Here is a 13,265-nt window from a genome sequence, read left to right as displayed (position 1 = left end):
GGCTCTTCCGGCCGCGTCAAGCACGATCATGCCCATCACGAGCCTCCTCCGTCGGTAGGGCGAGTGCCCTCGCCGACGACGTCGGTGCCGGCGGAGGAGGCTGGAACGGTCGCGCTAGTTGTGGCCCTGGCCGTGACCTTGGTTCTGGCCCTGGTTCTGGCCCTGGAGCACGCACAGCAGGTCGTTGGGGTCGGTGCAGGTGGGCTGCTGGCCGGGGATGACCGGCGGCGGCGGGGGCGGGGTCTCGCCGTTGCCGGCGTTCGGATCGCCGATCTTCTGGACGCCCGAGGGGAACGGTTCCTTCGGTTTGCCGTCCAGGGCCTTGTTCATGAACCGCTCGAAGATCTCGCCCGGCAGGCCGGAACCGCTGATCTTGGTGCCGTCCTTCGTCAGCAGCGCCTTCGCGTCGCCCTTGTTGCCGACCCAGACCGCGGTGGCCAGCTGCGGGGTGTAGCCGACCATCCACGCGTCGCCGTTGTCGGAGCTCTTGGAGTTGAGCTCCCAGGTGCCGGTCTTCTCGGCCGCCGGCCGGCCGTCGGCGAGCACGTGGTGCGCCACCTCCGGATAGTCGCGCAGCACCAGGCCGACGTTGTCGGCGACCTCCTGGCTGATGGTCTGCCTCGGGTCGAGCTTCTCGCCGCCGACGGTCACCCACTGACCCTGCTGGTTCTGCGAGACCGAGGTCACGAAGTGTGCCTTGTTGTAGATGCCCCGGTCGGCCATCGTCGCCACCCCGTTGGCGTGGTCGATCACCGTGATCGGGTACTGGCCGTAGCCGGTGATGCCGCTGAAGAACGGCGAAGGGGTGAGCTCCGACGCGGGTTTTGACGCGAGGTTGACCGCTTCCTGATGGTCGGTGGCCCACATCGTGGAGATGCCGGCCCGGTGTGCCATGTCGATGACCTTGTCGGTGCCGATCTTCATGGTCATGTAGTAGAACGGCACGTTGTAGGACTGCAGCGTCGCGGTTCGCAACGAGACGTTGTTGCCAGGGTCACGGCCGGCGTTCTGCACGTGGATCTCGGTGCCTTCGATGGTGAAGGGCTTGCCCTTCCAGTGCGAGTCCAGCGAGACACCGGCGTTCAGGCCGGCGGCAAGTGTGTAGACCTTGAAGGTCGAGCCCGGCGGGTGGCCACCGGTGATGTTTCCCGCGGCGTCCACGTTCTTGCCGGCATAGTCGGTGCCGGTGCCGTTGTCACCGCCGTAGTAGGCCAGCACGCGCCCCGTCTTCGGCTCGATCGCGACGACCGCGGCCTGCAGGTTGGCCGGCTGGCCGTTGATGACCGAGCCCTTCTTCGCGCGCTGTGCCACCGCCACCGCGGCCGCCTGCATCTTCGGGTCGATGGTGGTCTTGATCCGGTAGCCGCCGTTCTGCAGCGCCTCGGAGCAGCTCTGCTTGCCGGAGGCCGGGTTCTTCGTCAAGTCGCAGAGCTTCATGTCAGCCATCTCCTCCTTGACGTAGTTGACGACGTTGCCCTGCGGGGTGTTGATGCCACAGTCGATGGTGCAGGCCTTGTCGTCGGGCTTCTTGAACGCCGGGTAGGCCGTCGGCCGGTCCGCCGGCGTGAGCCAGCCCTGCTCCACCATCCCGTCGAGCACGTAGTTCCACCGGTCGGTGGCGTCCTTGAGGTTGATGGCCGGGTCGAAGCCCTTGTGACCGGTGACCGCGTCCGGGTCGGGCTGCTTGATCACACCGGCGAGCACGGCGCCCTCGGCCACGTTGAGCTTGTCGACGTCTTTACCGAAGTAGGCCCGCGCCGCCGCCTGGATGCCCCACGCGCCGCGACCGAAGTAGATGATGTTGAGGTAGCGCGACATGATCGTCGTCGCGTCGAACTCCTTGGCCAGCTTCGAGGCCAGCACCGCTTCCTTGACCTTCCGGCCGTAACTGTCGGCGGTCAGGTTGCCGTAGGCCTGCTGGCCGTCGTAGGCCTTGCGGGCGTATTGCTGCGTGATCGTCGAGGCGCCCTGCTTGTCGCCGCCGGTCGCGTTGTTGAGCGCCGCGCGCACGATGCCGGCATAGTCGACGCCGCCGTCGCGGGAGAAGAACCCGCGGTCTTCCGCCGAGGCGACCTCTTTCTGCAGGAAGTCGGGGATCTTGTTGGCCGCGACGAGCTCTCGGTTGGCCGAGCCGAGCTTGGCGATGACCGAGTTGTCCTTGGCCAGGATGGTGGTGGCCGAGGGCGGGATGATGCTCTCCGGCGTCGGCACCTTCGTCGAGTACCAGGTGAACGTGACCACGCCGAGGCCGGCGAGCAGGACGAAGACCGCGATCGGAATGACGATCCAGTTGATCCGCTTGCGCCGCTTGGCCTTGGCCAGCGCCCTCGGGTCGTCGCCGTTGCCACCCTTGCCGCCCCGCCCCCGCGGACCGGTCGGGCCACCTGGGCCTCCCGGGCCGTTGGGCCCGCCCGGCGAGACCGGCGAGACCACCGCCCGCCCGACCGGGGCATGACCGGCGGCACCGCCGCCCGCACCAGGTGCCGGCACCGTGGCCCGCCCGACCCGAGCCGACCCGACAGCACCCGAAGCGGCAGCCGACCCGACCGCACCCGAACCAGCAGGCGACCCGACGGACGCCGAGCCCACCGAAGCGGAGCCAATCGGTGCCGAACCGACGGACGCGGAGCCCACAGAGGCGGACCCCGGCGAGGCCGAGCCCACGGACGCGGACCCGACGGAAGCCGAACCAGCAGCCGGCCCCACCGACGCCGAGCCCACCGGGGGACGACCCACGGACGCCGAGCCCGCCGGCGGGCGACCGACGGACGCCGAGCCCGCCGGGGGACGGCCAACCGGCGCCGAGCCCGCCGGCGAACGGCCGACGGGCGCGGAGCCCGGCGAAGACGGCACTCGCGCGCTGCCCACCGAAGCGCGGCCGCTCGACGCCGCTGCCCCAGTGCCACGCCGGCCGGAATCCTGACCAGAACGCCGATGCTCGTCGTCCGGGGCGGTGTTTCTGTCCATTATGGAAAGTTCCCTCTGGGTCGGGGCGGAACGGGGATCGGCCTCGACGCTAGGAAGCGTGCCAGCCGATCTCGTCACCCCGGGCGGGGATGACGCCTCCCCCGCACGGGGGACACCGCCGGTCAGTCGCCGTCCGGGCGGGCCAATCCGTATCGGTACGCATACAGTGCGGCGTGCACCCGGTCGCGAAGGCCGAGTTTAGCCAAGATCCGAGACACATGCGTCTTCACGGTCTCGTCGCCGACGAAGAGCCTGGCCCCGATCTCGGCGTTGGTGTGTCCGGCGGCAACCAGCAGCAGCACCTCCCGTTCACGCGCCGTCAACCGGTCGATACCCGGTGCTACATCAGGGTTGCGGGCCGCCGGCGCCAGGGCCGCGGCGAACCGGGCGGCCAGCCGGCGGGTGACCGACGGGTCCACCACCGCGTCGCCACGGGCGGCGACCCGGATCGCGCTGACCATCTCCTCCGGCGGCAGGCTCTTGAGCAGGAAACCGCTGACGCCGGCGCTCAGCGCGCGATACACGTACTCGTCGCTGTCATAGGTGGTCAGCATGAGCACGCGGGTGGTGTTGCCCGGCTGGGCCAGGATCGTCTCCGCGGCCGCGAGGCCGTCCTGCTTGGGCATCCGCACGTCGAGGATGGCCAGGTCGGGAAGCAGCCGGGCGGTCTCGGCGACCGCGGCCCGCCCGTCCTCGACCTCGGCGACGCATTCCAGGTCCGGCTGGGTTTCCAGGACGGCCCGCAACCCGGAGCGGAACATCGCGTGGTCGTCGGCGAGCAGGATGCGCAGCGTCACGAGGCCTCTTCCAGTGCGCGGGTCGACACCGTGACACTTGTCTCCCACCGCGTGCGGGAGTCGTCCGGCCCGTAGTTGACGCTGCCGTCGAACATCGCCGCCCGAGTGCGGATGCCGGCCAGCCCGCGTCCGTCGCCGGTCAGCGCCACGACCGGCGCGCGCCGCCCGATGCCGTTGCGGGCGGCCAGCGTGACCGCGTCGTCACGGTAGCGGATCTCCAGGTCGACGGTGCTGCCGTCGCCGTGCCGCAGCGCGTTGGTGAGCATCTCCTGCGCGACCCGGTAGAGCGCGACGTCCAGCGAACCGGGCAGCGGTCGTGACCCACCGTGCACGGTCAACCGCACCGCGGGACCGGTCGGGCGTACGCCGGTGACCAGTTCGTCGAGGTTCGCCAGCCCCGGCTGGTTCGCGCTGTCGGAGTTGCCGTGCAGCACGTCCAGCAGCTTGCGCAGGTCGACCATCGCGGCCCGGCTGGCCGCCTCGACGGCCGACAGCGAGCCCGTGACCGGGTCACCGGCGCCGCGCGCGGTCAGCCCGAGGCGGGCCGCGCCGGCGTGCATGCCGATCGCGCTGACGTGGTGGGAGATCACGTCGTGCAGGTCGCGGGCGATGGCGCTGCGTTCCCGGGTGACGGCCGCCGCGACCGCGGCGTCGGCGTCCCGCTGCTCGTTCTCCCGGCGGTGCGACAACTCGTCGATGTAGGCCCGCCGGCCCGTCGTGTAGCGGCCGACCAGCCAAGGCAGCACCGCGTTGGTGGCCGCCACCATGACGATCGACAGCACGTCGGCGTCGGGGCTGAAGCAGCGGCTGACGGCCATGCCGGCGACCAGCACACCCAGGGACAGCAGCGAGGGCCAGCGGCGCAGCCAGGCACCGACCCGGTATCCGGCGATCAGGGCGCCGACGTGGCTCTCGCCGACCGACACCGCGCGGCCGCCGGTGCCGTGCAGGTTGACCGTGACACGCACCACAACGGCGATGACGACCACGGCCACCGCGTGCGTCGCTGCCACCCAGCCGGACAGCCGGACCGGCAGCGCCAGGGCCGCGTCGACCAGCACCACCAGAACGGCCAGCAGCGCACCGACGGGGGTGTGCAGCGGCAGGCCGTGCATCGCCGCGCTCGCGCCGTCGACCGCCATGCAGACGACCGCGATCAGAATCGACTGCCAGGCGAGGGTACGACCGATCACGCTCCCGCCGCCGACGACGCCGCGTAGCCTGCCCACCCGCCCGATTATGCGGAGGAATCCTGCGACCGAATCCCCCGGCCGGGGGAGGGCGCGACGCGCCAGGGGCCCGAATGGCCAGCCATGGCAGGATCTATGGGTGCAGATCGCCATTCTCGGGCCGTTCGAGGTCCGCACGGACGACCGTGTGGCCGACGTGCCGGGCGCGCGGCTGCGCGGGCTGCTGGCCGCCCTCGCGCTCGAAGCCGGTCGCACGGTCCCGAACGCGACGCTCGTCGACTGGATCTGGGGCGAGCGGCCACCCGCCGACGCCGGCAATGCGTTGCAGCGCCTTGTCTCCCGGCTACGCAAGGCGCTGCCGCCCGGAGCGGTCGAGGCCCAGCCCGGCGGCTATCGGCTGGCGGTGGAGCCCGAGTCCGTCGACGCGGTGCGGTTCGAACGCCTCGTCGGCCGGGCCCGCGAGGCCGGGAACCCGGCGCTGCTTCGCGAGGCGTTGGGCCTCTGGCGCGGTGCGGCCATGCAGGGCGTCGATCTCGACGACAGTGGGGCGTTCGCCGCAGCGGTCGTCCGGCTCGAAGGGCTCCGGCTGACCGCCCTGGAGGACCGGTTCGAGGCGGAGGTCGACGCCGGCAACGGTGTGGCGCTCGTCACGGAACTGAGCGACCTGGTGGCCGCCCATCCGATGCGCGAACGGCTCGCGGCCGCGCTGATGCGCGCCCTGGCGGCGGCCGGCCGGGGCAGCGAGGCGCTGCTGGCCTACGAGCGCATCAGGGAAGCCCTGGCCGACGCGCTCGGCGTCGACCCGTCCCCGGAGTTGTCGGCCCTGCACGTCGCGCTGCTGCGCGGCGAACTCGCGCCCCGCGAGCAGATCCGCAGGACCAACCTGCGGGCCGAGCTGACCAGCTACGTCGGCAAGGACGCCGACATCGCCGCGGTCCGCGAACTGGTCGCCGACCACCGGCTCACCACGCTGATCGGGCCGGGCGGTTCCGGGAAGACCAGGCTGGCCACCGAGACCGCGCGCACGCTGCTCGGTGACCTGCCCGACGGCGCCTGGCTGGTGGAGCTCGCGGCCATCGGCGCCGACGGAGACGTGGCACAGACCACGCTCGCCGGCCTCGGCCTGCGCGACACCCTGCTCGGCGACGCGACCAACGCGGACCCCGCCGACCGGCTCGTCGCCGCCCTCCGCGACCGCGACATGCTGCTGGTCCTCGACAACTGCGAGCACGTGATCGAGGCGGCGGCGGCGCTGGCCCACCGGCTGCTCGGCGAGTGCCGCCGGCTGCGGATCCTGGCCACGAGCCGGGAACCGCTCGGCATCACCGGCGAGGCGCTCTGGCTGGTCGAGCCACTGCCGTCGGGCACCGCGGTCGAGCTGTTGCGGGACCGGGCCGCCGCCGTACGCAAGGATCTCGTGCTCGACGCACCGACGCTGATGCGGGTCTGCCGGGCGCTCGACGGCATGCCCCTGGCGATCGAACTGGCCGCGGCCCGGCTCCGCACCATGTCGCTCGAGCAGCTCGCCCACCGGCTCGACGACCGGTTCCGGCTGCTCACCGGCGGCAGCCGCACCGCGCTCCCCCGCCACCGGACCCTGCGCGCGGTCGTCGACTGGAGCTGGGACCTGCTCACCGATCCCGAGCGGCTGGTGCTGCGCCGGCTCTCCGTCTTCGCCGCCGGGGCCAGCCTGGAAGCCGCTGAACGGGTGTGCGCGGGCGACGGGCTCGACGTGCTCGAGCTGCTCACCTCGTTGGCCGAGAAATCGCTGCTGGTCACCGACGGCGACCGCTACCGGATGCTCGGCACCATCAAGGAGTACGCGGCCGAGCGGCTCGCGGAGGCCGGCGAGTCCGACCCGACCCGGCGGGCGCATCTCGCCTATTTCACCGAGCTGGCCGAAACCGCGGACCCGCATCTGCGCCGCGCGGAGCAACTGGACTGGCTGGCCGTGCTCGACGCCGGGCACGACGACATCAATGCCGCGATGCGGGGTGCGCTGGCGGCCGGCGAGGCCACCGGCGCGATGCGCCTCGCGGCGGCCGCCGGCTGGTACTGGTGGCTCAGCGGGCGCAAGACGGAAGGCCTGGAGCTGATCGTCGCCGCCACCGAGACGCCCGGTGAGGTCAGCGAGGACATCCGAGCCGTCGTGTACGCCCTCGTCGTGCATTTCGCGAGCTCCGGCCGGTCCGACGAGCACCACGTGGCCGAGTGGATCCACAAGGCCTACCGGTCGAGCCTGCGCGCCGAGAAATCCCACCCGCTGCTGGGTTTCGTGGTGCCGCTGGAACGCATGCTGGAGGCGCCCGACGCGTTCCTGCCCGCGTGGGAAGAACTGCTGCAGGACCCGGATCCGTTCGTACGCGCGCTCGCCCGGCTGCAGCTCGGCAAGATGCGGGTCATGCTCGGCGACGGCGGCCGGGAGGCCGACGGCTATCTCGAAACGGCACTGGCGGAGTTCCGCGCGATCGGCGAACGGTTCGGGATCTCGTTCGCGCTGACCGAACTGGCCGACCGGATCGCCACCCGCGGTGAGTTCGCGACCGCCTGCCGGCACTACGAAGAGGCCATCGAGGTGGTCACGCCGATCGGTGCCGTCGAAGACGTCATCCGGATGCGCTCGCGCCAGGCGCGGTTGTACTGGCTGCTCGGCGACGAGGAAGCCGGCGCGGCCGCGATCGCCGAGGCGGAACGCGGCGTGGAGCGGGTCACCTGGCCGGACGCGCTGGCCGAGTTGGCGTTCTCGAAGGCCGATCTTGCCCACTGGGGCGGCGATCCCGCTGAGGCGCGCCGGCAAATCGCCCTGGCGACGTCGATGCTCGGCGAGGAGGCGGGTCGGCCCAACGTCCGGGCCGTCACGCACGACCTGCTCGGCTACCTGGCCGAGGATCTCGACGAGGCACGGGCCGAGCGGTCGGCCGCCTGTGCGGCGGCGGCCGAGGCCGGGCACGCGCCGCTGATCGCGGCCGTCCTCGTCGGTGTCGCGGACCTGGCCCTGCGAACCGAGGAGTACGCGCAGGCGGCGCGGGTGCTCGCGGCGAGCGCGGCGGTGCTGGGGCTGCCGGATCGGTCCAACCCGCAGGCGGCCCGGATCGAGCGGGCGGCACGAAGCCACCTCGGCGAGACGGCATTCGCCGAGGCGACCCGGGAAGGCGCGGAAACGGCCTGGCAGCGGCTGGTCGAGGTCACGCTCGCCCGTTGAACCGCTACGCGGGCTGTGGCTCCAGGGCCACCTTGAGCCAGCCGGGGCTGCGCAGGTCGAACTCGCGGTAGGCGGCGAGCGCGTCGTCAAGCGGTTCCTGTTGCGTGAGCACCTCTTCGGGATTGACCACACCGGACTCCACCATGGACAGCAGCTTCGGGATGTAGCGCGGGTGGTTGCCGTTGCCGGCCTTGACGGTGAGGTTGCGGCCGAGCACCGTGCCGATCGGGAAGAACCGGTCGCTCATCGGGTAGACGCCGACGATGCCGAGGCTGCCCATCTTGGCCAGGCTCTCGATCGCCCACGACTGGGCCTGGCTCGGCGCGTCGCCGGGCTTCCACTGCCCGTCCTGCTCGTTGGTCTCGGGCGCGATCGTGTGCAGTTCATCGCGGTGGACCTGGTCGAGTTCGCGGGTCTGGTCGCTGGCCGGGCCGGACTTCGCGCTTTCCGAGTCGACACCGACGGCGTCGATCGCGCAGTCGGCCCCGATCCCGAGCGTCAGGTCCATGATCGCCGCGACCGGGTCGACCTCGTTGAAGTTGATCACCTCGGCACCGGCGGCCTGAGCGTAGTCGAGCCGGTCGGCGTGCCCGTCGACGGCGATCACCCGGGAGGCGCCGCGCTCGAACGCGGAGCGGATCGCGAACTGGCCCACCGGCCCGCAGCCCCAGACCGTCGCCACCTTGCCGTCGGAGACGTCGGCGATCACCGCGCCGAAATAGCCGGTGGGATAGATGTCGGCCAGCGGGATCGCCTGCGCGTCGGAGACCGAGTCCGGCAGCCGGAACAGGTTGGTGTGCGCACTGGGCACCCGGGCGTACTCGGCCTGCAGCCCGTTGAATGGTCCCTGCTGCTCCGGCGAGCCCGGTGAGCCGGTGCCGGAGCGGGCGCCGTAGGGGTTGATGTTGTCGCACTGGGCGAAGTGGCCGTCGCGGCAGAACGAGCACGACCCGCAGCCGAGCACCGCGGAGATGACCACCCGGTCGCCCGGGGTCAGGTTGTGGACCTGGGAGCCGACCTCTTCGACCACGCCGACGCCCTCGTGCCCCAGAATCTTGCCAGGCTTCATGCCGGGCACGGTGCCCCGGACGAAGTGCAGGTCGGTGCCGCAGATCGCCGCGGTGGTGATCCGGACGATGGCGTCGGCCGGCTCCTCGATCACCGGTTCCGGGACCGTGTCGAGCCGGATGTCGCCCAGACCGTGAAAGACCACCGCTTTCATCAGAACATTCCCCCATCTGGTTGCCCAACGCACCAGCGCCCCGCCTACCCGCGTCGGGGCGGTGCAAACGGCGATCCGGATTCGCATCAACCTTTGCGCCGACGGCTGCGTCGGATCTGGTGAGAGGGGGCGGGATGACCACAGAGTTCGCAGACTTCGTCCGGCTGCGCTATTCCGAGTTGCTGCGTTCGGCGTACCTGCTGACCGGGTCGACGCACCCGGCGGAGGACCTGCTGCAGACGGCCCTGCTGAAGGCGATGGGCCGGTGGTCGGCGATCGAGGACCCGTTGCCCTACATCCGCCGGTCCATGGTCAACCTGCACGTGAGCGTGTGGCGGCGCTACGGCGCGCGGGAGATCCTGCACGCCGTGCTGCCCGAGCGCGGGGTTCGCGACCGCGCACACCAGGTCGAGCAGCGGCACGCCATCGTCGACGCGCTGCGGGCGCTGCCGCCGCGGACCCGGGCGGTCGTGGTGCTGCGCTACTGGGACGACCTGTCCGAGGCCGACACCGCCGCCGCCCTCAACTGCTCGATCGGCACCGTCAAAAGCCAGGCGTCGCGCGGGCTGGCCCGCCTTCGCGTGGTGCTCGAGGAAAGGTCGATGACACCGTGACGCTGGAATCCGAGGTGCGTGCGGCGATGGCCGCGGCGGTCGAGCACGTCCGCCCGGCGCCGGACCCGTTGGCCCGTCTGTTGTCCCGCAAGACCCGCACCCGCCGGTGGGGTTGGACCGCCGCCGGCGTGGTGGCCGCCCTGGGCGCGGTGATCGCCGCCGGTGGGGTGACCTCGACCGCCGACCGGGTGGAACCGCCGCCACCCGTCTCGCGGGCCGACTGGATACGCCAGTTGCTGGAGTCGCCGCCGCGCGGCAGCCTGACCACCGACGAGGCTTTCATGGCGAAGTTGCGCGCCGCGACCGGGCGCGCTCCGCGGATCCTGTTGGCCGACGAGGTCGCCGACCAGCGGATCGCGGTGGTCTCGACCGCGGAGGAGTTGCGGCTCTTCGCGGGCCCGCGCGATGGCACGATCGACGACCTGTTGGCCGGCTGGGCGGCAGTCGGTGGTCCGTTCGAGCATCCGTTCGTCCACGGCGCCATCAACGGCCTGCAGGTGGGCATCGCCCCCGACGGATGCGAGATCGACACGGCCGCACTGCCCGAGGCGACCGATTGGCGACCGGCGCGGACCGACTCCTATCTGGTGCGCGTGGCGCGGCAGCCGGGCGAATGGTGGCGGGTGACGTGCGGCGGCGAGGTCAGGTTTGAGGGCCCGGCCCGAGGCGGCGAACAGTTCCGCTCAGACCCGGAGACGGTCGCGCAGGCTCAGCGGAGGGAGGTCGCGTTGGCGAGCGGCGACAGCCGTGGTTCGGTCGACCAGGACCTCGGGAAGCAGGCCGACCGGTCGTTGGACGAGACCATGGGCGACCGCTTGACCGCGCCGCCGCGGGCGGTGTTCGGCGGCCCGGCCACGGTGGCGCTGGCCGCGCCCGCGGTGGGCGGCGGCTGGTGGGTGTGCCTGGGCCGGGATCTCGAAGGCGGCGTGTCCACCAACCTGTTCCACACGATGAGCGATCCGTTCGCCGGCACGCCGGTGACGGCGGCGCGCGACGTCGACGGCACGGTGGCCGTGATCGGCCCCGCGAACGCGACGGCAGCCCGGATCCGCCTTGCCGGACGCACCATCATGGACGGTTCGCTGAGCGAAGGCTTCGGCCTGCTCAAGGTCGATCCGGCGGTTCTGTCGGAGGCCGATGGGCGGCGGGCACAGGTCGAGGCCCTCGACGACGCCGGCACGGTGCTCGCCACCGGCCCCGTCGACGACGGCCCACCGCCGCGTGACGTGGTCGACCGCTGGGGCGACTGAGCGGGCCGGGGCGCTGTGACGTCAGCCGATCACGTGACGCGCCGGCGCCGTGGCCAGGAAGCCGCCGGACTGGCGTGACCACAGGTCGGCGTAGAGGCCGTCCTGGGCGAGCAGCTCCGCGTGGGTGCCCTGCTCGACGATCCGGCCGGCGTCGAGGACCACGATCCGGTCGAGGTGGGCGATCGTGGAGAGGCGGTGCGCGATCGCGATCACCGTGCGGCCCGCCATCACCTCGCCCAGGGTGTCGTGGATGGCGGCCTCGGCCTCGGAGTCGAGTGCGGAGGTCGCCTCGTCGAGCACGAGGATCGGCGCGTCGCGATAGAAGGCCCGGGCCAGCGCGATCCGTTGTCGCTGGCCGCCGGACAGGCGCACGCCACGCTCGCCGACGTGGGCGTCCAGGCCGGTGCGGCCGTCACCGTCGCGCAATGCGGCGACGAAACCGTCGGCCGAGGCCCGCCGCACCGCGGCCGCGAGCCGCGGATCGTCGCCGCCAGGGCCGCTAGGACCGCCGGAGCCGCCAGGGCCGCCGGGGCCAGCGATGTTCTCCCGGACCGAACGGTGCAGCAGGGTGGCCTCCTGGGCGACCATGGCGATCTGGTCGCGCAGGCTTTCCTGTGTCACGTCGGTGATGTCGGTGCCGTCGATCGTGATCGTGCCGGATTCCGCGTCGTGGAAACGCAGCAGCAGACCGACCAGTGTGGACTTCCCGGCGCCCGAGCGGCCGACGATGCCGACGCGTTCGCCGGCGGCTATGTCGAGGGTCAGGCGGTCGAGCCCACCGGCGCCACGGCCGTAGTGGTGGCTGACGGCCGCGAAACTGATCGCGCCGCCGCGTACGCGGAGGTCGGTCGCCTCGGGTTTGTCGGCCACCGCCAGCGGCTGCGCGACGGTCCGCAAAGCCCGGCGCAGGGCGCCGACCGAACCGAACAGCGCCGAGACGGCGTCGAGCAGCCATTCGGCCATCGAGGTGATCCGGAAGCTGAGCGCCAGCGCGGCGGCGACCAGGCCCAACGGCGCGGCATCTGTGCGCCAGAGCGCGATGCCGTAGCCGACGAGCCCGACCAGCAGCGCGCTGCCGAGCGTCATCATGGTGCTGTTGATGGTCACCTCGACCCGCTGCAGGTCGAGATGCGCGCGCCGGGCCCGGGCGAACACCTGACGGTCGTGGGCGGTGCGGCTGCGCTGACCACCGAGCAGGGCGAGCGTGTCGACGTTGGCGTAGGAGTCGACCAGCAGGCCGGTCAGCGCCGACTCGGCGTCCTGCAGGCGCTCGGACGCCCGGCGGTAGCGCGGGACGGCCCACCACATCAGCAGCGCGTAGGCCAGGATCCAGGCACTCAGTGGGAGCAGCAGGCGCAGGTCGATCGACGACATCACCCACACCGAACCGGCGATGTAGGCGACCACGAACACGAGCGTGTGGATCACGCAGTAGGCGGCCGTGCTGGCGGCCTCGCCGCCATCGCGGACCCAGGTGGCGATGCGGCCGGCCAGGTCGTCGCGGAACCAGCCGACCGACTGCCGGGACACGTGCCGGTGTGCCCGCCAGCGGGCCAGCGGGCGCGCGTTGCCCCGGAACGCGATGTCGTCGAGCGCCTCGCTGACGAAGCTGATCAACGGCCGGACCAGCAGCAGGAACGCGGCGACGATGAGTAGTTCGGTGCCGTGGTCGGCCCAGAAGGTGTCCGGTGTGCCCGCGGCGAGGGTGTCGACCAGGCGGCCGGCGTAACCGATGAGCCACACCTCGATCGCGGCGCACACCACCGTGGTGGTCACGGCGGCGAGGACGACCGGCCGCAGCGGCCGGAACTCGCTCAGCAGGAAACGACCGACGGTGGCCGGCGGAACACGGTTGTCGGAGGTGGTCGGGAAGGGGTCGACCGGGTTTTCGAAGAGACCGAACACGAGAACGAGTCTCTTAGGAACGGAAGCGCACCGCCCTCCATTTACAAGCTATACGGCATCGGGGGGCTTGCGGCAAGGCCCGGGTCGTGCCGGAGAATCGGCGGCCGAAGCCAGGACC

8 protein-coding genes are annotated in these 13,265 nt (G+C 71.9%); 3 read left to right on the top strand and 5 right to left on the bottom strand.

Translation table 11 applies throughout. The annotated features are described in order from the left end of the window. Nucleotides 1–114 precede the first annotated feature (114 nt). The 3 genes from AB0J74_RS18185 to AB0J74_RS18175 form a co-directional block, all read right to left on the bottom strand. Complete coding sequence (locus tag AB0J74_RS18185) at nucleotides 115–2,490, bottom strand: transglycosylase domain-containing protein (RefSeq protein WP_363449199.1); 2,376 nt, start codon at nucleotides 2,488–2,490, stop codon at nucleotides 115–117. Nucleotides 2,491–3,089: 599 nt separating this feature from the next. Beyond that, nucleotides 3,090–3,764 (bottom strand): response regulator transcription factor, encoded by a 675-nt coding sequence (locus AB0J74_RS18180; RefSeq protein ID WP_363449197.1) that lies wholly within the window; start codon nucleotides 3,762–3,764, stop codon nucleotides 3,090–3,092. After that, nucleotides 3,761–4,993: a histidine kinase gene (locus AB0J74_RS18175; protein ID WP_363449195.1), complete on the bottom strand. Its 1,233-nt coding sequence runs from the start codon at nucleotides 4,991–4,993 to the stop codon at nucleotides 3,761–3,763. Before AB0J74_RS18175 ends, AB0J74_RS18180 begins: the two co-directional genes overlap by 4 nt. Before the next feature lie 100 nt (nucleotides 4,994–5,093). Between AB0J74_RS18175 and AB0J74_RS18170 the strand changes: the two genes are divergently transcribed. Next, nucleotides 5,094–8,156: a BTAD domain-containing putative transcriptional regulator gene (locus tag AB0J74_RS18170; RefSeq protein ID WP_363449193.1), complete on the top strand. Its 3,063-nt coding sequence runs from the start codon at nucleotides 5,094–5,096 to the stop codon at nucleotides 8,154–8,156. Nucleotides 8,157–8,160: 4 nt separating this feature from the next. Here AB0J74_RS18170 and AB0J74_RS18165 read toward each other — a convergent pair whose 3' ends face one another. Further along, entirely contained in the window at nucleotides 8,161–9,378 is a 1,218-nt protein-coding gene (locus AB0J74_RS18165; protein WP_363449191.1) for an alcohol dehydrogenase catalytic domain-containing protein, read from the bottom strand. A 134-nt stretch (nucleotides 9,379–9,512) separates the two neighbouring features. Here AB0J74_RS18165 and AB0J74_RS18160 point away from each other — a divergent pair, with 134 nt between their 5' ends. Beyond that, on the top strand, nucleotides 9,513–9,992 hold the full coding sequence (locus tag AB0J74_RS18160) for a SigE family RNA polymerase sigma factor (protein ID WP_363449189.1): 480 nt from the start codon (nucleotides 9,513–9,515) through the stop codon (nucleotides 9,990–9,992). Further along, complete coding sequence (locus AB0J74_RS18155) at nucleotides 9,989–11,242, top strand: hypothetical protein (protein ID WP_363449187.1); 1,254 nt, start codon at nucleotides 9,989–9,991, stop codon at nucleotides 11,240–11,242. The genes AB0J74_RS18160 and AB0J74_RS18155 overlap by 4 nt, the downstream gene beginning before the upstream one ends. A 21-nt stretch (nucleotides 11,243–11,263) precedes the next feature. On the opposite strand, the gene AB0J74_RS18150 is transcribed toward AB0J74_RS18155, so the two are convergent. Beyond that, nucleotides 11,264–13,147 (bottom strand): ABC transporter ATP-binding protein, encoded by a 1,884-nt coding sequence (locus AB0J74_RS18150; RefSeq protein ID WP_363449185.1) that lies wholly within the window; start codon nucleotides 13,145–13,147, stop codon nucleotides 11,264–11,266. Nucleotides 13,148–13,265: the final 118 nt, after the last annotated feature.

Origin of the sequence: Asanoa sp. NPDC049573 (genome assembly GCF_040676615.1) — a bacterium.
Classification (GTDB): domain Bacteria; phylum Actinomycetota; class Actinomycetes; order Mycobacteriales; family Micromonosporaceae; genus Asanoa.
This window is presented reverse-complemented; position numbering and strand designations above follow the sequence as displayed.